The following is an 18,931-nucleotide window of genomic DNA, read 5'->3' on the forward strand; positions in this document are numbered from 1 at the left end:
CTCATTCGCTTCGGAGAGCGTCGATCGGGGCGAGTCGGGCGGCCCGGCTGGCCGGGTACACGCCGAACGCCATGCCGATGGCGATCGAGGTCAGGATGGCCAGGGCGGTGGCCGTCGGCGACACGGTGATGGTGGACGAGATCAGCCCCGGCAGCACCAGCGCGCCCACGATCCCCAGCAGCGCGCCCAGTATGCCTCCGGACAGTCCCAGCACCGACGCCTCCACCAGGAACTGCCGGCGGATCACCGTCGGGCTCGCGCCCAGGGCCTTGCGCAGGCCGATCTCCCGGATCCGCTCGGTCACCGACACCAGCATGATGTTCATGACGCCGATGCCGCCGACCAGCAGCGACAGCGCGGCGACGCCGCCGAGCAGGATGGTCAGCGTGCGGCTGACCGAGGTCGCGGTGGACAGCAGCGACTCCTGGCTGGCGATGGTGAAGTCGGCCGCCGTCGGGTCGGTGACGTGGTGCAGCGTCAGCAGTTCCTGGTTGGCCTCCTGGTAGGCGGCCGACAGGGTGTCGGCCGAGGTGGCCTCCACGTAGATCGACTGCACCGAGGTGCGGGTGGTGCCGCCGAACAGCCGGTCGGAGGCCGTGCTGATCGGCACCACCGCCTGGTCGTCCTGGTTCTGCGCCGAGGAGGTGCCCTCCGAGGCCAGCACGCCGACCACGGTGAACGGGATGCTGCTGATCGTCACCGTGCGGCCGACCGGGTCGGCCCCGCCGAACAGCTCCTGCGCGGTGGTCGTGCCCAGCACCACGTTGGCTGCTTCACCGCTGATGTCCTGATTGGACAGGAAGCGGCCCTCGGAGATGGTGCGGGCCCGCACTCCCAGCCAGTCCGGGGTGGTGCCGACCACCGAGGTCGTCCAGTTCGTGGAGCCGGCGGTCAGCGCCTCGGAGCGGCTGTTGCTCGGGGCCACCGCCTGGATGTCCGGCGCGACCGACTTGTCGCCCAACGCCGTCGCGTCGCTCGCCGTCAGCGAGGACGCCGTGCCGGAACCGCCGCGCACGCCCGCGGTCGTGGTGCTGCCCGGCGTGACGACGAGCAGGTTCGTGCCCAGGGCGTTGATGGCGCTGCTGACCGACTGCGAGGCGCCCTCACCGAGGCCGACCGTGAGGATGACCGCCGCGATGCCGATCAGGATGCCGAGCATGGTCAGGCCGGACCGCAGGCGATGCGATCTGATTGCGTCCCAAGAAGTTCTAAGCGTTTCGAGCCAGCTCATCGTGCCTCCTCGCCAGGGTTCGTCGGCACGACGAGCTGGCGCAACCCTGTGTTGGATGGCGAGCTCGCAAGCTCGCTCGCGCGCGCCACCCCCACATTCACGGTGTCCGACTCGATGAGCCCGTCCCGCAGCCGCACCACGCGGTGCGCGTGCGCGGCGACGTCCTCCTCGTGGGTGATGAGCACGATGGTGTGGCCCGCCTTGTTCAGTTCGTCGAAGACGCCCAGCACGTCCGCGGTGGCCTTGGAGTCCAGGGCGCCCGTCGGCTCGTCGGCCAGGATCAGCGCCGGCCTGTTCACCAGGGCCCGGGCCAGCGCCACGCGGGACTGCTGGCCGCCGGACAGCTCCGTGGGCTTGTGCTCGACGCGGTCGCCGAGGCCGACCCGCTCCAGCTCCTCGATCGCCCGCTGCTTGCGCTCCGCCCTGGCCACGCCGGCGTAGCACAGCGGCAGCTCCACGTTGCGCCACGCGGTCAGCGAGGTCAGCAGGTTGAACTGCTGGAACACGAAGCCGATCCGCTGGTTGCGGATCACCGCCAGCTCGTTCTCGGTCAGCCCGCTGACGTCGTCGCCGGCCAGGAAGTAGCTGCCGGCCGTGGCCACGTCCAGGCAGCCGATGATGTGCATCAGCGTGGACTTGCCCGAGCCGGACGGACCCATGATCGCCACGTACTCGCCCTCGTCGATGCGCAGCGACACGCCGCCGAGCGCGGCCACCTCCACCGAGCCGGTCTTGTAGATCTTGGTGACGTCCTGGATGCCGATGACCGTCTGCGGGCCGCCGATCACCGGGGGAATCGGCGTGGTCATGTCGAGACTCATCGCTCAGCCGCCGTTCGCCGTGCCGCCCGGGGAAGCCCCGCCACCGGTTCGGCCCCCGCCGCCTCCTCCGGCGCCGCCACCGAACCCGCCCGCGCCGCCACCGAAGCCGCCGGTTCCACCGCCGAACCCGCCTGTGCCACCACCGAAGCCGCCGGTGCCACCGCGGCCGGTCGTTCCGGTGCCGCCGGTGCCGGTGCCGGTGTTGCGGGTGGGAATGACCACCTGGTCGCCGTCGGCCAGGCCGCTGACGATCTGCGTCTGGCCGCCCGAGGTCATGCCGGTGGTGACCGGCTTGGAGACCTGCTTGCCGTCCGACATCTGGTAGACGACCGCGTTGCCGTTCTCGTAGTGGATCGCCGCCGTCGGCACCACCACGGCGTCGGTGACCTGCTTGACCGTGATCGCCACCGTCGCGCTGGCCCCCGGGTGCAGGCCGGTCGGCGTGCCCGTGACGCCGATCGTCACCGGGTAGCTCGGGACCGTGGAGGAGGAACTGGCCAGCATCGCCACCGAGGTGACCGTGCCGTAGGCCGGCTCGGTGCTGCCGTTCGCGGTGATCGTCGCCTGCTCGCCGTTCTTGATCAGGCCCACCTCGGTGTCGTCCACGCTGGCGTTGACGACGTAGGTGTTGGTGGAGATCACGACCACCTGCGCGGTGCTGGACGTGCTGGAGGAGCTCGACGAGCCGGTCGACCCCGTGCCGCCGGTGGCCCCACCGCCGCCACCCGCGCCGCCACCGCCACCGCCGCCGCTGGAGCCGCTGCTGGTCGACGTGCTGCCGGCCGACACCTGCTGGCCCACGGCCAGGTTCACCGACGCCACCGTGCCGTCGATCGGCGAGGTCAGCGTGGCCTCGCTCAACGCCGTCTGGGCGTTGGTCAGGGAGTTCTGGGCCGCGGTGACCGCGGCCTGGTCGGCGGTGATCTGCGCGCTGGAGGCGCCCGCCGTCTGGTCCGAGCTCAGCCGGGCCTGGTCCGTGGACAGCGTGGCCTGCGCCTCCGCCACGCTGGCGGCCAGGGCCGCCGAGTTCACCGTGGCCAGCGCCTGGCCGGCGGTGACCTGCTGGCCCACCGTGGCCGTGACGCCGGTGACCTGGCCCGACACCGCGAAGTTCAGGTTCTCCTGCTGGGCCGGCTGGATCGTGCCGGACGAGGAGACCGTCTGCTTCAGCGTCGCGGTGGTGGCCGTGGCGAACGACGTGGTCTGGGCGTCGGCGGCCGGGCGGGTCGCCGCCCAGGCGACACCACCACCGGTGGCCACCACCACGGCGGCCGCGATGATGATCACCCGCCGTCTGGTCAGGCGCAGTCGAATTCTCGACAACACAGGGTCCTCACTCTGCTCGCATCCCTGGCCTGGGGGGAGCGCGGCAGCCTCAAGGCCCCAGGGCGGTTGTGTACACCCCGAATCCTCTGTGGTCAGCCTGTCATCACACTGGACGCAGCCTGTGAGTTACCTGAAGGCGGATCAGCCGGTCCTTCCCCAGGCCGTCCGATATGCCGTCCGGAAGTCGATTGCCGGTTTGTAGGCGTTGTTCGACGGCGGGTTCACCTCGTCGTCGATGAGTTGCCAGCCCAGTCCCGAATCGGCCGGCTCCTGGCCGATGAACAGACTGTTCACCGTGTCCACCGCCGCCCAGCCGTACCAGTCGGACGGGATGATGGTGACCGCCGAGACGCCCTGGTGCTTGCGGATCAGGTCCAGCTCCGGCTCGTATCCCTCACCACCCATGACATAGAGGGAGGCCGCCCGATTGGCCTTCATCACCGCCGGGCTCACCGCCGCCAGCGTCGCCGCGGTGTAAGGGCTCTTCACCGCATTGGCCTCCGGATGCTCCTGCAACACCTTCGCCACCTGCGCCGCCGCGTTCGACGTGGCCAGGTCGGCCGCCTTGATGTCGATCTCGCCGACGATCGAGCAGGTGGCGCACTTGGCGATCGTCTGCCGGAAGCCCTCGATCACGTGCCGGATCGAGGTGAACTCGTTGTCGGTGACCAGGATGACCTTGGCCTTGCCATTGGTCTGCGCCACCACCGTGTTGGCCTGGTCGGCGCCGTAGAGATCGGAGAAGTCGTCGATGTTGCGGTTCACCGGCGGGCCGAAGTCGACGTAGGAGCTGAACAGCGCCGGGCCGTTGCCGCCGAACAGCGGGTCGTTGCAGTCGAACGCGAAGATCCCGACGATCTTGATGCCCTTGGCCTTGGCCTCGGCCAGCGGCTGGGCCACCGCCGGACAGTCCACCGCCACCAGCACGATGCCCGCCGCCCCACTCGCCACCGCCTGGGACACCAGCGCCGGCCAGGCCTTCGGGTCCAGCTTGCCGTCGTAGAGCTGGGCGTCCCAGCCGATCGCCTTGGCCGCCTCCATCACCGCGTTCGCCGGCACCAGCGAGCTGATCGCGTTCTGGCCCGACGAGATGACCGCCAGCTTCTTGTTCGGGGCCGCCGGCCGGGGCTGCAACGCCGGTTCGTGGTAGGTGCCGCTGATCGCGGCCTGGGTGGCTTGCATCGCCTGGGCGCTGTAGTCCACCGCCGACTTGGTCGGCGCCGGTGTGCCGGTCAGTCCGGAGCAGGCGGTCAGCGCGAGGGCGAGCACGGCGGTCAGGACGGCGAGCCGGGAGGAGGACAACTCGGGCCTTTCACGTTCGTACGGTAAATGACCGTTCATATACCCCCGCGTGTCCTACCGCCTGTCGGCCGCCGCGGTCAAGTGGGCGAGTATTGACGGATGACAAGCGTCGAGGCCCGTTCCCGGGACAGACTGCTGGCGGCGGCCACCACGCTGTTCTACGAACGCGGCTTTCGCGCCACCTCAGTGAAAGAGATCACCCAGGCCTGCGGTTTCACCCAGGGCGCGCTGTACAACCACTTCTCGTCCAAGGACGAGCTGCTCTACGAACTCGTGCTCGACATCCACACCGAGCTCGAACGCCACGCCCTCGACGCCCGCTCCACCGCCGGCCCCGACCCCGTCGCCCAGTTCGCCGCCCTCGTCGCCGTGCACGCCGCCGCGCACTCCCAGTTCCGGGAGCGCTCCCGCGTCGGCAACCACGAATACCGCTCCCTCACCGGCGAGCGCCTGGCCCACGTCCTCGCCATCCGCCGCCGCCTCCGCGACCAGCTGGCCGACGTCCTCGCCGGCGGCCAGCGCTCCGGCGCCTTCCACCTCGTCGGCGACTCCCCCTCCGGCACCGCCCGCGCCGTCCTGGACATGTGCGGCCTCATCAGCGAGTGGTTCCGCGACGACGGCGCCCTCACCCCCGTCGAGATGCACCGCCGCTACATCGAGCTGGCCCTCCGCATGGCCGGCCATCCCGCCGCCCCGCCAACCTGGCCCGCCCTCCCCCAGCTCTAGCCGGCCCGGGACGGCCTGGTCCCCCGGGGGCCCGGACGGCCTGGTGCCCCGAGGGTCAGACGGCGGGCGGCGGCTCGGCCGTCTGGATCGGCGGCAGCGGGTTGCTGTCCCGGGTGCGCACCGCCAGCAGCACCTGCCGGCCCGCCCCCACGAGCAGCAGCGCCGCCAGCGTGCCCAGGCCGATGGCGATGGCCATCCAGCTGCCCACGAACCGGGTCGACACCAACTCCGGCGTGCCGTCACTGGCCGGGATGTCGTATCGGATGATGCCGTGCTGCCAGCTCCACACCGCCGCGAACACCGCCAGCACCGCGACGACCACCAGGCCGCCCGCCACCGCGGCCCGCCACGGCTGGTTCAACCGGGGGCTGCTCATGCCCTCCACCTTCTCACGCCGCCCACCTCCACCGTCGGCAACCGCCCCCAACCCGACGCCTATCCACCTCCGCCGCTCCCCACCCCGACCGCCGAAGCCTCGCTCGACTGCCGCGCTCCCACTCGACCGCGTGCGCAATGCTCCAATGCTCACGCCCTCCAGCAACGCCGCAGCACTGCTCCAATGCCTCCGCTCCAATGCCTCCGGGATGCTCGAACGCCCCAGCGGTGGAGCAACGCGTGCGCAATGCTCCAGCGCGGCAGCGCTGCACCAGTGCGGCAGCGCTGCACCAGTGCGTGCGCATTGCTCCAACGCGCGCGCAATGCTCGAAAGCTCGCGCACTCCAGCAGGGCTGCGGCGCTGCTCCGGAGCTCGATCGGTGCTCGAAGGTTGCGGCGCTGCTCGAGTGCGTGCGCAATGCTCCAAGGTTCGCGCATTGCTCGGGTGCGGCGGCGGAGGTCAGGTGGAGAGGAGGGCGCGGAGGGCGGAGGCCAGGGCGTCGGGGTGGCGGGCCCAGGCCAGGACGAGGTGGCCGTCGGCCAGGCGTAGGGGGACGGCGCGGGTGCCCTTGGGGGTGGTCCAGCCGCCACCGAGGACGCGGGCGGCATCGGGCTCGTCGTCCTCGACGGCGGCGATGCTGGAGACGGGCAGCTCCTCCTCACCAAGGCGAAGGGTCTCGTCGGTGAGCAGGACGGACCGCAGCCGCCGACGGGCCAGCACCCACAAGGCCCAGATGGCGGCGAGGACGAGGGCGGCGAGGAGCCAGCCGAGCACGTGGACGGAACCGCTCAAGGCCTCGACGCCGCCACCGACCAAGGCGAAGCCGGGCGCCCAGAGAACGGGCCAGAACGACGACCCAGGCTCGGCGTAGCGCACAGTCACGCCTGTCGTTTGAGCCCGGCGAAGTACGCGTTGGAGGAGGGCAGGTACAGCAAGGCCAAGCCGACGAGCCCGAGCAGGGTGCCGGCGGCGACGGGCACGATGCCGATGCCGAACGCCAGCTGGCAGGCGAGCTGGATCAGCGCGACCACCACGAGCAGGATCCGCGCCCAGCGGTTGCCCCGCATCAGCAGGTACACGATCACCGCGGTCAGCACACCGACACCCAGGGCGGTGAACTCCTCGAAGGTGAGCTGCCCGTTGATCTGGTCTCGGGTGATGTCCTTCGGCGCGGTCTTGAGCAGCGAGTCGACGATGGCGCTGTGGGTGCTCATCACCAGAGCGGCGCCGGCCAGGTAGGCGATCGCGTCCAGCGCCCACAACACGATGGAGATGGTGACGAGCCTTGGTCGGACGACGACGTCCTGCTCGTCCGATTCGTCAATGGTCACGGGCGGCACGGTACACGCGCGACGGCACGCCGCTGCGTTGACGGCTGGCGCGAGCTCAGCGGGGGAACTGGTTCTGGCGGGGCGGGGGCAGCACGAACTGGGCGGCGGCGGTGCGGAAGTAGGCGTTGGACGGGGGCAGCCACATCGCGACCAGGGCGGCGACGTCGACGACGAGGCCGAGGGCGGACAGGGCCACCTCGGTGGGGTCGACGGTGAGGCCCTGGCTGGCGGCGAGGCCGTCGGCGACGCCGAGCATGCCGAGGCCGCCGAGCAGCACGAAGATCACCCCGAAGAAGGTGAGCAGGACTCGGGCCCAGGCCCGGCCGGCGAGCATCTTGTTGGCCACCAGCACGTACAGGCCGACGATGGCGGCGCTGACCAGGACCGCGAGGATGATCTCGCCGTTGACCACGGCCTCGACCTGTTGGAGGGGCAGGTTCGGCTCAATGGCGGTGACCTGGTCGCGCAGGCCCTGCCGGTCGGCGAGCACGAAGTAGGTGCGCACGGCCGACAGCAGCGCGCTGGCGATCCACAGCCAGCGCGCCACGTCGACGGCCCGGGGAGGGGTCACGCGGACAGCCAGTGCGCGGCCTCGGCGGCCCAGTAGGTGAGGATCATGTCGGCGCCGGCCCGGCGGAACGAGGTCAGCGTCTCCAGGATGGTGCGCTGCCGGTCCAGCCAGCCGTTGGCCGCGGCGGCCTCGACCATCGCGTACTCGCCGGACACCTGGTAGGCCGCGACCGGCACCTCGGAGTTGTCGGCGACGACCCGCAGGACGTCCAGGTAGGGCAGCCCGGGCTTGACCATCACGATGTCCGCGCCCTCGGCCAGGTCGAGCGACAGCTCGCGCAGCGCCTCGCGGGCGTTGGCCGGGTCCTGCTGGTAGGTCTTGCGGTCGCCCTTGAGCTGGGACCCGACGGCCTCGCGGAACGGACCGTAGAAGGACGACGCGTACTTGGCGGTGTAGGCCAGGATCGCGGTGTCCAGGTAGCCGGCCTCGTCCAACGCCTCGCGCACGACGCCGACCTGGCCGTCCATCATGCCGCTGGTGCCGACCATGTGGGCGCCGGAGCGGGCCTGCTCGATGGCCATGTCGGCGTAGACCCGCAGGGTGGCGTCGTTGTCCACGGCGCCGTCGGAGTCGAGCACGCCGCAGTGGCCGTGGTCGGTGAACTCGTCCAGGCACAGGTCGGACATCAGCACGGTGTCGTCGCCGAGCTCGGAGCGCAGGTCCCGCAGGGCCACGTTGAGAATGCCGTTGGGGTCGGTCGCGCCGGAGCCGACGGCGTCGTGGGTCAGCGGCACGCCGAACACCATCAGCCCGCCGACGCCGGCCTGCACGGCCTCGACCGCGGCCTTGCGCAGGGTGTCGCGGGTGTGCTGGACGACGCCGGGCATGGAGGCGATCGGGATCGGCTCGGCGGCGCCTTCCTTGACGAACATCGGCAGGATCAGCTGTCGCGGCTCGACGCTGGTCTCGCTGACCAGTCGGCGCATCGCCGGCGTCTGGCGCAGCCGACGGGGACGGTGGGTGGGGAACACGACCAGTACTCCCTTTTGTGGGCCGAAAAGCGATAAGGGGGCACCCCGAGAAGCCGGGATGCCCCCTGTCACTGCACTAAGACATCACGACCGGCGCAGGCGCTTGGTCTTGCGCGGCGGCGGCAGCGCGCCCTCGGCGCGGAGCCGGGCCGCGTGCTGAGCCAGCGCGTCCACCAGGGCGGGCACGGTGGCGAACTCGGGCTGCACGTCCACGCGCAGGCCGAACTCGCGGGCGGTCTCGGCGGTCTGCGGGCCGATGCACGCCACCAGGGTCCGGGTGTGCGGCTTGCCGGCGATGCCGACCAGGTTGCGCACGGTGGACGAGGACGTGAAGCAGACCGCGTCGAAGCCGCCGGACTTGATCATCTCGCGGGTGTCGGCGGGCGGCGGCGCGGCCCGCACGGTGCGGTACGCCGTCACGTCGTCGATCTCCCAGCCGCGCTCGCGCAGCCCGGCCGCCAGGGTCTCGGTGGCGATGTCGGCCCGCGGCAGCAGCACCCGGTCCACCGGGTCGAGGATGTCGTCGTAGGGCGGGAAGTCGGCCAGCAGGCCCTCGCTGGACTGCTCCCCGGACGGGATCAGCTCGGGAATGATGCCGAAGGACCGCACCTTGGCCGCGGTGCTCTCGCCGACGCAGGCGATCTTCACGCCGGAGAAGGCGCGGGCGTCCAGGCCGAACTCGCGGAACTTCTCCCACACCGCGCGCACCGCGTTGGTGGAGGTGAAGATGACCCACTGGTAGCGGCCGTCGACCAGGCCCTTGACCGAGCGCTCCATCTGGGCCGGGCTGCGCGGCGGCTCGACCGAGATGGTGGGCACCTCGACCGGGATCGCGCCGTGCTCCCGCAGCCGCTCGCTCATCGCGCCGGCCTGCTCCTTGGTCCGCGGCACCAGCACCCGCCAGCCGTACAGGGCCCGCGACTCCCACCAGGACAGCTTGGACCGGCCGGCGACGGCGCTGCCCACGGTGACCACGAGCTGCCCGCCCAGGTCACCGGCGTCGGCGGCCAGCGAGGCCAGCGAGGTGTCCACGGTGCGCTGCCCGAAGGCGGTGCCGCCGGCGGTCACCGCGACCGGGGTCTGCGGGGCCAAACCGTTCTCCACCAACGAGGACGCCGCCTCGGCGAGGTGGGAACCGGTGGCGTGCAACACGAGCGTGCCGGGCGCGGACGCCAGCCCGGCCCAGTCCACAGTGGACCGGACGTCGGCCTCGGTGTGCACGGCGCCGAGCGCGACGCCGGCATAGGCCGGCACGGCGGTGCCGCTGGCCACGCCGGGCACCACGTCGAAGTCCACAGTGGACTTGGCAACGCACTGAGCCTCGCTCACGACCGCGTCCAGCGTCAGCGGGTCGCCGGCGACCAGCCGGACCACGCTGCGGCCGTTGCGCGCCTCGTTCACCAGGTCCTTGGCCACGTCTCCGGCGTCGCCGACGGCCGGTCGCACCTCGGCGCCCTGGGCCAGGGCGACAACGTCGCTCGGCACGTCCGGGTCGGTCACCACCAGCTCGGCCCTGGCTAGCAACTCGGTGGCCCGGACGGTCAGCAGCCCGGCGTCGCCGGGGCCGGAACCCACGAACGCGACGCGTCCGGGGGTCTTACGTGCGCGGGTCGTCATCAGGGCACTCCCCATCACTTGCTCCCCGGCCCACTGAGCACGGTGGCGCCGAGATCAAGCAGTTCGGCCGCGAGCGCCCGGCCCAACTGCTCTGCTGTGGTCAAGTCACCGGTGGCCGACGCGCGCAGCAGCTCGTTCTGCGGCGTCGCGGCGACCCCGCGCAACGACAGCCGCAGCACGGTGCTTCCGTCGTCGTCGAGGTCTTCCACCACATCGGCCAGTGCGCCGACGGGCGCGCTGCACCCGGCCTCCAGCGCGGCAAGCATCGCGCGCTCGGCGGTGACAGCGGCCCTACTGGCCTGATCATCCAGGCAGGAGCGGAGCAGGTGTTCGGTGTCGAAGTCGTCGACCCGGCACTCCACCGCCAGCGCCCCCTGCGCGGGGGCGGGCAGCATCTGGATCGGGTCGAGCAACTCGGTCACCACGTCGAGCCGACCGAGCCGGGACAGACCCGCGGCGGCCACCACGACGGCGTCGAGCTCGCCGTCGAGCACCTTGCGGATGCGGGTGTCCACGTTGCCGCGGATCGGCACCATCTCCAGCCCGAGGCCGAGGGCCTCGAGCTGGGCGACCCGCCGGGCCGCGCCGGTGCCGACCCGGGAGCCGGCGGGCAGCTCGCCCAGCACCATGCCGTCCCGCGCGACCAGGGCGTCCCTGGGGTCCTCGCGGGTGGGCACGGCCGCCAGCACGAGCCGCGGGTCGGGCGCCGTGGGCAGGTCCTTGTACGAGTGGACCGCGATGTCCACCTCGTCGTTGGCCAGCGCGTCGCGCAGCGCCGAGGTGAAGACCCCGACGCCGATCTCCGCGATGGGCGCGTGCGAACGGTCGCCCGGGGTGGTCACGGTGACGATCTCCACCGTGGCTCCCGCGCGCTCCAGCCGCTCGGCCATCATGCCGGTCTGCGCCAGTGCGAGGGCACTGCCTCGGGTGCCGATCCTCAACGTCCGGTTCACCGATCTCCACCGCCGTGTTCGGTCTCTACTGTGCGTGGCGAGCTGACCACCCTCGGCGCCTGCGGGTCGAGCTCGAAGAGCTCCCGCAACGCGTCCGCGTAGCCGGCCCCGCCGGGCGACGAAGCCAGTTCCTTGACGCGGACGGTCGGGGTGTGCAGCAGCTTGTCCACCACCCTGCGGACCGTCCGGGCCAGCTCCGCACGGATGGAATCATCCAGGTCCGGGAGCCGTGAGTCCAATCGCAACAGTTCGGCGTCCACGACCTCGGCGGCCCGGCGGCGCAGCGCGGTGACCGTCGGGGTGACCGCGGCCGAGCGCTGGCCGGCCAGGTAGTCGCGCACGCCGTCGGCCACGATGCGCCGGGCCCGCTCGGTGTCCAGCGCCGACGGCGTGGCCGCCAGGCGGTGCTGCAACGTCTCCAGATCGACCAGCGTGACGCCGTCGATGTCGCCGACCGCGGGGTCCACGTCGCGGGGCAGGCCGAGGTCGCAGACGACCAGCGGGCCGCGCCGGGCGCCCTCGCTGAATCGATCCACCCCGATTACCGCGTCCATCGCGCCGGTGCAGGCGAGCAGCACGTCCGTGGCGGAGATCTCATCCTCGAGCCGGTCGAGGCCGACCGCGCGAGCCGGCACGCCCTCGGCGGCCAGCGAGGCGGCCAGACGGTCCCCGTTGGCCGGGGTGCGGTTGGCGATGACGATCTCGCCGATGCCGGCGCGGCGCAGGTGCGCGGCGGCCAGGCCTCCCATCGAGCCGGCGCCGACCAGCAGCGCCCGGCGCCCGGCCAGGCCGTCGAGCACGCGCTCGGCGTCGGCCAGCGCCTCGGACACCACCGACGCGCCCGCGTGGTCGATGCCGGTCTCGCTGTGCACCCGCTTGCCGACCCGCAGCGCCTGCTGGGCCAGCTCGTGCAGCGTCTTGCCGACGGTGCCGGCCCGGTCGGCGTCGGTGTACGCGCCGCGCAGCTGGCCGAGGATCTGGGCCTCGCCCACGACCATCGAGTCCAGCCCGGCGGCCACCGAGAACAGGTGCTCCACCGCGGCCGCGGCGTAGTGCACGTAGAAGTGCTCGCACAGCTCGTTGACCTCGATGCCGGAGTGCCGCGAGAGCACCGAGGTGACGTCGGCCAGACCGCCGTGGAAGGCGTCGACGACCGCGTACACCTCGATCCGGTTGCACGTGGACAGCAGCAGCGCCTCGGTCACGTTCTCCTGGCCGAGCAGCTCGTCGAGCAGCTTGGCGGCGCCGTCCGAGGACACCGCCAGCCGCTCCAGCGTGCGCACCTCGGCCGTGCGGTGGGACACACCTACCGCGAGCAGGCTCATTCCGACCACCCCCCAGGTAGAACGGTCGACCCGGCCTTCGAGTTCACCCGGGCACCACCATTCCGCTGTCCTCCGCGTTCGCCGCCTCGTCGGCGCGGCGCGCCACGTGGAACGACAAGATCTGCATCTCCACCGCCAAGTCGACCTTGCGCACCTCGACGTGGTCGGGGACCTGGAGCACGACGGGTGCGAAGTTCAGGATGCATTGCACGCCCGCGGATACCAAACGGTCGCAGACCGCCTGCGCGGCGGGTGGCGGCGTGGCGATCACCCCTATCGACACCTCCCGCTCGGCGCACACCCGGGGGATGTCGTCGACATGGCTGACCAGGATTCCTCCGACCGGCACGCCGATCAGGTCCTCGTCCACGTCGAACAGCGCCGACACCGGGAAACCCCGGCCGGGGAAGCCCGCGTAGTTGGCGAGGGCGTGACCAAGGTTACCGATCCCGACCACGCAGACCGAGTGTTTCCGGGTGAGTCCGAGGATTCGCTCGATCTGGTCGACGAGGACTTCCACCTCGTACCCGACGCCGCGGGTGCCGTACGAGCCGATGTAGGACAGGTCCTTGCGCAACTTGGCCGAGTTGACCCCGGCGGCGGCGGACAGCTCCTCGCTGGAGATGGTGGTCACGTCCTGCTCGGCCAGTCCCGACAGCACCCGCAGGTAGACCGCGAGGCGGGCGACGGCGGCCTCGGGAATGGCCCGGGCCCGCTCGCGCACGGCCGGCTCGTCGCCACCGGGAAGCCGGCCAGGGGCGGTCACGACCTCGACGTCCTCACCCCGCCGTGCACCCACGCTGGTAGCTCCCTCGATTGGTGTGATGCCTCAACCGTAGCGCTTGTGAACGTGTGCACAAAGTCGGCCGGTCGGCGTCCGCGCCGCCTCGCCCGTTCGGGTGCCCCGGCTCGGCTCAGGCGGCGGTGAACACCACGGAGTGCAGGCCGGTGGCCCCGTCCGGGACCGGACCGACGACGTCCTCGGTCTGCGTGTAGCCGGTCGTGTCGGTGGCCCGCACCACCACGGTGTGGGTGCCCGGCCGCACGTCGAAGCTGCGCCGCCACATCCGCCACGCCTCCTTGGTCGGCTCGGCGGCCAGGTCGGCCTCCTGCCACGGGCCGCCGTCCAGCTGGAGCTCGACCTTGGCGATGCCCTTGGTCTGCGCCCAGGCGATGCCGGCCACGGTGACCTGGCCGGCCGGCACCGACGACCGGCCCCGGGGGCTGTCGATGCGGGACTCGGTCTTGATCGGGGCCTTCTCCGAGTAGCCGCGGGGCACCCAGTACTGGGTCCTGGCGGCGAACGTGGTCAGCTCGATGTCGGCGACCCACTTGGTCGCCGAGACGTAGCCGTACAGGCCGGGCACGACCAGCCGGGCCGGGAAGCCGTGCTCGGGCGGCAGCGCCTCGCCGTTCATGCCCACGGCCAGCATGGCGTTGCGGCCCTTGTCCATGATCACGCCGAGCGGGCTGCCCGCGGTGTAGCCGTCGACGCTGGTGGAGAACACCTGATCGGCGCCGGGCTTGACGCCGACCTTGGCCAGCAGGTCCCGCAGCAGCACGCCGGTGAACGGCGCGGTGGAGATGTACGGGCCGCCGACGTCGTCGGACACGCAGGTCATGGTCACCGTCCGGGTGATCAGGTCCATGCCCATCACGTCGTCGAAGGTGAGCGTGAGCTCCCGGTCGACCAGTCCGTGGATGCGCAGCGTCCAGTCCTCGGCCCGCAGTCGGGGCACCGACAGCGCGGTGTCGATCCGGTAGAAGTTCTCGTTGGACGTCAGGTACGTCGGTGTGCCGTCCTGGGCGAAGTCGGCGCCGGGGGCCGTGGTCTGGTCCCGGTACTTGGCCAGCCGTTGCGTCACCAGCGCGCGGGATGCCTCGACGTCGACGCGGTTGCCGATGAGCTGGCCGGCCAACCCGGCGACGCCGGCCCCGGCCGCCACGCCCACCGAGCCGAGCAGGAAGACCCGCCGTTCGGGGCTGTCCGGGGCGTTGCCGGCCTCCTGGGCCCGCAGGGCGACGGCGTGCAGGCGGCGGAAGGTCATCACGCCGGCGACCAGGCTGGCCAGCGGCGCGAGGGTCGCCAGCTGGCCGAGGTCGGTGCGGCTGAACACGGCGCCGATCGCCGCGCCGCCGAGCACCACCGCGAGCACCGTGCCCGGGATCGGGCTGCGACGCGACAGCAACCCGGCGACGCCGGCGACCACGAGCAGGAACACCGCCATGACGGTGAGCAGCACCAGCTTGTCGGCGGTGCCGAAGGCGCTGACCGCGAACTCCTTCAGCCACGAGGGCGTCAGGTCGATCGCGGCGTTGCCGACGGCCAGGAACGGCGACGCGTTCGGGTCGATGAACGCGGCGACGAGATGGCCGGCGGCCAGCGCCGCGGCGACGCCGAGAATCCCGATCAGCATCGCGATGCCGTCCGGGATTCTCACCCCGGCGCTGTGCTGAGCGGACCCGGGCGTGGCGGTAGTCGTTGGCGCACCCACACCACAGATTCGTTCCGCGGGCGGCGAAGGTTCAAGCCGCCGGGGCTTACGAATTCGTGACGGCCGCCCGCTCGCCCAGGAAAACGGGCATTTCCGCGTAGCCGTTCATGATCGTCGCGCGGCGGTGCGGCAGCTGGTCGACCGGTGTCGCCAGCCGCGCGTCCGGGAACTGCCGGGCCAGCGCGGTCAGCGCCACCTCGCCCTCCAGCCGGGCCAGCGGGGCGCCGAGGCAGTGGTGCATACCGTGCCCGAACGCGATGTGCCCGCGCGAGCCGCGGTCGAGGTCGAACTCGTCGCCGTGCTCGAACCGCTCACCGTCCCGGTTGGCCGAGCCGACCGACAGCTGCACGAGCTCGCCCTTGGGGATCGTGACCCCGCCGACCTCGATGTCCTCGGCGGCGAACCGCGAGGTCGCCAGCATCACCGGCGAGTCCAGGCGCAGCAGCTCCTCCACCACCGCCGGGGCGTCGGCCAGCAGCCGGCCGGACAGGTCCGGCTCGGTCAGCAGCCGCCGGATGCCCGCGCTGATCAGGTTGGCCGTGGTCTCGTGCCCGGCGACCAGCAGCAGCACCGCCGCCGCCAGCAACTCCTCCGGCGACAGCCGGTCGCTCTGCTCGCTGGCCAGCGTCATGGCCGACAGCAGGTCGTCGCCGGGCCGCTCGGACTTGGCCTTGATCAGCTCCTTGAAGTACGCCTCGATCGCGTCGTTGGCCGGCATCGACACCGCCAGGTCACCGCTGAGCAAATCCCCGGTCCAGGCCTGGAACTGGTGCCGGTCGGCCCCGGGCACGCCCAGCAGCTCGCTGATCACCAGCGCCGGCAGCGCGACGGCGAACCCGTCGACCAGGTCCACCGGGCCGTCCTGGCCCTCGTAGGCGGCCAGCAGCTCGTCGGTCAGGCGCTCGGTGAACGGCCGCAGGCGCGCCACCCGCCGCACGGTGAACTCCTTGGCCAGCAGCAGCCGCAGCCGGGAGTGGTCGGGCGGGTCGGCGTTGAGCATGTTCGGGCCGAACAGGCTGCCCACCTGCGGCTGGTGCCCGGCCTCGGCCAGCTTGACCTTGAGGATCTCGCGCAGCTGCGCGGAGTCCTTGCGCAGCCGCTCGTCGGTCAGCAGGGCGCGCACGTCGTCGTAGCGCGTGACGACCCAGGTCGGCACGCCGCTCAACTGCCGGGTCAGGAACACCGGCTCCTCGGCACGGGCCGTCGCCATGAACTCGTGCACGTGCGCGAAGTACTGCGCCGTGAACATCTCGCGGGTCATGGTTCCAAGTAAGCACTGAATCGGCCCTCAGCGCTTGCCTGCCGCACAAAAAGGTAGTTGCTCACACCCGAGGAGGAGGCCGGACGGTCAGCGCGCCAGGGCCGCCCGCAAGCGCGGCTCCTCGACCGTCCAGTAGCCGTGCTCGCGGCCGTCGACCAGGATCACCGGCACCCGGTCGCCGTACTCCGCGCGCAGCTCCGCGTCGGCGTCCACGTCCTCGGCCGACCACGCCACGCCCAACTCGTCGCAGATGCGTCGGACGTCGGCCTCGGCCTGCACGCAGTGGTCGCAGCCGACCCTCGTCATCACGGTCACGGTGTGGCTCACGGCGTCAACCTACGCCTGCGGCAGGCGCAGCCGGCTGCGCACCAGCTTGCCCGTCGGGGAGTGCGGCAGCACGTCCGTGAACTCCACGGTCACCGGCACCTTGAACTTCGCCAGCCGCTCCGCGCAGTGCGCCACCACGGCGTCCTCCGTGAGCTCGGCGCCCTGACCCAGCACCAGCACCGCCTTCACGCCCTCGCCCGTGGTCTCGCTCGGCACCCCCACCACCGCCGCCTCGGCGACCTGCGGCAGCTCGGCGATCACCTGCTCCACCTCGTGCGGGTAGACGTTGAAGCCGTTCACGATGATGAGGTCGCCCGCGCGGTCGACCAGGTGCAGGTCGCCCTCGTCGTCCAGGTAGCCCACGTCGCCGGTGCGGAACCAGCCCTCGGCGTCGGGGCCGTGCGCGCCGTCCGGCCAGTAGCCGCTGAACAGGTTCGCGCCGCGCACCGACACCAGGCCGGCGTCGTCGTCGGGCAGCACGAAGTCCTCGTCGTCGGCGAAGGGCTGCCCGTCGGTGTCCACCAGCCGCAGCTCGACGCCCGGCAGCGGACGGCCCACCGAGCCCGGCTTGACCTGGCCGCCCACCAGCGTGGAGGTGAGCACCGGGGCCGTCTCGGTGAGGCCGTAGCCCTCGAACACCGGCAGGCTCGTCGCCTGCTGCACGGCTGCCAGCAGCGAGGGGCTCAGCGGCGCCGCGCCCGAGGTGAGCAGCCGCACCGTCACCAGCGCATCACGCAGCCGCGCGGCGTCCACGTGCAACAGCGCCTGATACATGGGGGGCACGCCGACCAACGTCGTCACCCTGTGCTGCTCAATGGCGTCAACTGCTGCCTCGGCGTCGAAACGTTGCAGCAGAACAGCGGTCGCGCCGGCGGCCGCGACCTGGAACAGTCCTGGTCCAAGCCCGTAGGAGTGGAACAGCGGCAAGGCGAGCAGCACGCGGTCGGCGGCGGTCACCGGCGCCGGGCGCAGCGCCGCGCACTGCGCCACGTTCGCCAGCAACGCGCGGTGCGACAGCATCGCCCCGCGCGGCACACCGGAGGTACCCGACGTGTACGCGAGCACCGCCACGTCCTCGCCGCCGCGCACCGACTCGCCGGTGAGGCCGCCGTCGACCCGCAGCTTCGGCGCGGCCAGCGCCGTCGTCGCGGCGCCGCTGCCGTCGCCGACGATCAGCGCCGCACCGCTGTCGTTGAGCACGCGGGTCAGCTCACGGGTCGGGCCGCCATTGCTCACCGGCACCACCACGCCGCCCGCGCGCAGCGTGCCGAACACGGCCACCGCGAACTCGGCGGACGTGGGCAGCCGCACGGCCACCCGGTCACCCGGCTGGAGGCCGGCCTCGCGCAGCCGGTGGGCCTCCACGTCGGTCGCGGCGTCCACCTCGGCCCAGGTCAGCGTGTCCCCGGTGGCCGCGTCGATGAACGCGGGGTGATCCGGCCCACGGACCGCGGCGGTCCGGACCAGATCCGCCACGTTGCTGACACCGGTCATGCGAGACCTCCCCATCGAGCCGATCGCAGGATTTTGTCACGGTGGTCCGGCGTCACGCAGGACCTGGTGTCTCCGTCTCACCAAGGTCCGCCCGTGAGCGCTACCTACTTGCAAGTAACAACACGTATGCTGCCGCTACGCCGACCAAGGGAGGTGCTGCTGGACCTATGAGCAGCCCTGCCCGCTCCAAACAGCCCAGTGGCCCCACCCCGCCGCCCGACGAGCACGCCGAGGCGTGGCAGCTCGTGGACAAGGCGCAGAGCGGCGACATCGAGGCGTTCGGCCTGCTCTACGACCGGTACGTCGACCAGGTGTTCCGGTATGTGCTGTTCCGCGTCGGCGACCGCTCGCTGGCCGAGGACGTGACGTCCGAGACCTTCCTGCGGGCGCTGCGCCGGATCACCACGGTCAGTTACCAGGGGCGTGACGTCGGTGCCTGGTTCGTCACCATCGCCCGCAACCTCGTGCTCGACCACGTGAAGTCGAGCCGGTACCGGCTGGAGGTCACCACCGCCGAGTTGGACGACAATCGCCAGGTCACGGCCGGTCCCGAACAGGCGGTGCTGGACGAGGCGACCAGCCATGAGTTGTTGCGCTGCGTGAGCGAGCTCAACGACGACCAACGGGAGTGCATCGTGTTGCGCTTCCTGCACGGTCTGTCGGTGGCCGAGACGGCGCAGCAGATGGGCCGGAACGAGGGCGCGATCAAGGCTTTGCAGCATCGCGCCGTACGCCGGCTGGCCCAACTGCTGCCGGCCGAACTGCGCTAGCTGTGCTCGATCGCTGACGCAATGCTCTTACGCG

Annotated in this window: 19 protein-coding genes; 2 read left to right on the plus strand and 17 right to left on the minus strand. The window is 71.7% G+C overall.

Annotation, left to right across the window (positions count from 1 at the left end; all coding sequences use genetic code 11):
* Position 1: 1 nt before the first annotated feature.
* From ACIG5F_RS16410 to ACIG5F_RS16425, 4 genes are all read right to left on the minus strand, one after another.
* Entirely contained in the window at positions 2-1,231 is a 1,230-nt protein-coding gene (locus ACIG5F_RS16410; protein ID WP_396518527.1) for an ABC transporter permease, read from the minus strand.
* Positions 1,228-2,040 carry an ABC transporter ATP-binding protein gene (locus ACIG5F_RS16415; RefSeq protein WP_396518528.1) on the minus strand — a complete coding sequence of 271 codons (813 nt, stop codon included), beginning with the start codon at positions 2,038-2,040 and terminating at the stop codon, positions 1,228-1,230. Before ACIG5F_RS16415 ends, ACIG5F_RS16410 begins: the two co-directional genes overlap by 4 nt.
* Positions 2,041-2,055: 15 nt before the next feature.
* Positions 2,056-3,375, minus strand: a complete 1,320-nt coding sequence (locus tag ACIG5F_RS16420) for an efflux RND transporter periplasmic adaptor subunit (protein WP_396518529.1) — start codon at positions 3,373-3,375, stop codon at positions 2,056-2,058.
* 144 nt (positions 3,376-3,519) lie between these two features.
* Entirely contained in the window at positions 3,520-4,680 is a 1,161-nt protein-coding gene (locus tag ACIG5F_RS16425) for a substrate-binding domain-containing protein (protein ID WP_396518530.1), read from the minus strand.
* Positions 4,681-4,779: 99 nt separating this feature from the next.
* On the opposite strand from ACIG5F_RS16425, the gene ACIG5F_RS16430 reads away from it, so the two are divergent.
* Positions 4,780-5,406, plus strand: coding sequence for a TetR/AcrR family transcriptional regulator (locus ACIG5F_RS16430; RefSeq protein WP_396518531.1), 627 nt, complete (start codon positions 4,780-4,782; stop codon positions 5,404-5,406).
* A gap of 55 nt (positions 5,407-5,461) precedes the next feature.
* On the opposite strand, the gene ACIG5F_RS16435 is transcribed toward ACIG5F_RS16430, so the two are convergent.
* From ACIG5F_RS16435 to ACIG5F_RS16495, 13 genes are all read right to left on the minus strand, one after another.
* On the minus strand, positions 5,462-5,782 hold the full coding sequence (locus ACIG5F_RS16435) for a hypothetical protein (protein WP_396518532.1): 321 nt from the start codon (positions 5,780-5,782) through the stop codon (positions 5,462-5,464).
* Positions 5,783-6,241: 459 nt separating this feature from the next.
* Positions 6,242-6,664 carry a DUF3093 family protein gene (locus ACIG5F_RS16440; protein ID WP_396518533.1) on the minus strand — a complete coding sequence of 141 codons (423 nt, stop codon included), beginning with the start codon at positions 6,662-6,664 and terminating at the stop codon, positions 6,242-6,244.
* The gene (locus ACIG5F_RS16445) at positions 6,661-7,113 is read right to left on the minus strand and encodes a hypothetical protein (RefSeq protein ID WP_396518534.1); all 453 of its coding nucleotides are present in this window, start codon (positions 7,111-7,113) and stop codon (positions 6,661-6,663) included. The genes ACIG5F_RS16440 and ACIG5F_RS16445 overlap by 4 nt, the downstream gene beginning before the upstream one ends.
* Before the next feature lie 55 nt (positions 7,114-7,168).
* Positions 7,169-7,684 carry a hypothetical protein gene (locus ACIG5F_RS16450; RefSeq protein WP_396518535.1) on the minus strand — a complete coding sequence of 172 codons (516 nt, stop codon included), beginning with the start codon at positions 7,682-7,684 and terminating at the stop codon, positions 7,169-7,171.
* Complete coding sequence (hemB, locus tag ACIG5F_RS16455) at positions 7,681-8,655, minus strand: porphobilinogen synthase (protein ID WP_396518536.1); 975 nt, start codon at positions 8,653-8,655, stop codon at positions 7,681-7,683. Before hemB ends, ACIG5F_RS16450 begins: the two co-directional genes overlap by 4 nt.
* Before the next feature lie 84 nt (positions 8,656-8,739).
* Positions 8,740-10,272: a uroporphyrinogen-III synthase gene (locus ACIG5F_RS16460; protein ID WP_396518537.1), complete on the minus strand. Its 1,533-nt coding sequence runs from the start codon at positions 10,270-10,272 to the stop codon at positions 8,740-8,742.
* A 14-nt stretch (positions 10,273-10,286) separates the two neighbouring features.
* Complete coding sequence (gene hemC / locus ACIG5F_RS16465) at positions 10,287-11,225, minus strand: hydroxymethylbilane synthase (protein ID WP_396518538.1); 939 nt, start codon at positions 11,223-11,225, stop codon at positions 10,287-10,289.
* Positions 11,222-12,550: a glutamyl-tRNA reductase gene (locus ACIG5F_RS16470; RefSeq protein ID WP_396518539.1), complete on the minus strand. Its 1,329-nt coding sequence runs from the start codon at positions 12,548-12,550 to the stop codon at positions 11,222-11,224. Before ACIG5F_RS16470 ends, hemC begins: the two co-directional genes overlap by 4 nt.
* A 43-nt stretch (positions 12,551-12,593) precedes the next feature.
* On the minus strand, positions 12,594-13,316 hold the full coding sequence (locus ACIG5F_RS16475) for a redox-sensing transcriptional repressor Rex (protein ID WP_396518808.1): 723 nt from the start codon (positions 13,314-13,316) through the stop codon (positions 12,594-12,596).
* Positions 13,317-13,464: 148 nt separating this feature from the next.
* Positions 13,465-14,967, minus strand: a complete 1,503-nt coding sequence (locus ACIG5F_RS16480; protein ID WP_396518809.1) for a molybdopterin-dependent oxidoreductase — start codon at positions 14,965-14,967, stop codon at positions 13,465-13,467.
* Between the two features lie 124 nt (positions 14,968-15,091).
* Complete coding sequence (locus tag ACIG5F_RS16485) at positions 15,092-16,306, minus strand: cytochrome P450 (protein ID WP_396518540.1); 1,215 nt, start codon at positions 16,304-16,306, stop codon at positions 15,092-15,094.
* 87 nt (positions 16,307-16,393) lie between these two features.
* A complete protein-coding gene (locus tag ACIG5F_RS16490; RefSeq protein ID WP_396518541.1) occupies positions 16,394-16,633 on the minus strand; it encodes a glutaredoxin family protein in 240 nt (79 codons plus the stop codon).
* A 9-nt stretch (positions 16,634-16,642) separates the two neighbouring features.
* The gene (locus tag ACIG5F_RS16495; RefSeq protein WP_396518542.1) at positions 16,643-18,127 is read right to left on the minus strand and encodes an AMP-binding protein; all 1,485 of its coding nucleotides are present in this window, start codon (positions 18,125-18,127) and stop codon (positions 16,643-16,645) included.
* 167 nt (positions 18,128-18,294) lie between these two features.
* Here ACIG5F_RS16495 and ACIG5F_RS16500 point away from each other — a divergent pair, with 167 nt between their 5' ends.
* Positions 18,295-18,897, plus strand: a complete 603-nt coding sequence (locus ACIG5F_RS16500) for a sigma-70 family RNA polymerase sigma factor (protein WP_396518543.1) — start codon at positions 18,295-18,297, stop codon at positions 18,895-18,897.
* Positions 18,898-18,931 lie beyond the last annotated feature (34 nt).

The sequence above is a fragment of the Kutzneria sp. NPDC052558 genome (assembly GCF_044547355.1).
In the GTDB taxonomy this organism is placed as follows: domain Bacteria; phylum Actinomycetota; class Actinomycetes; order Mycobacteriales; family Pseudonocardiaceae; genus Kutzneria.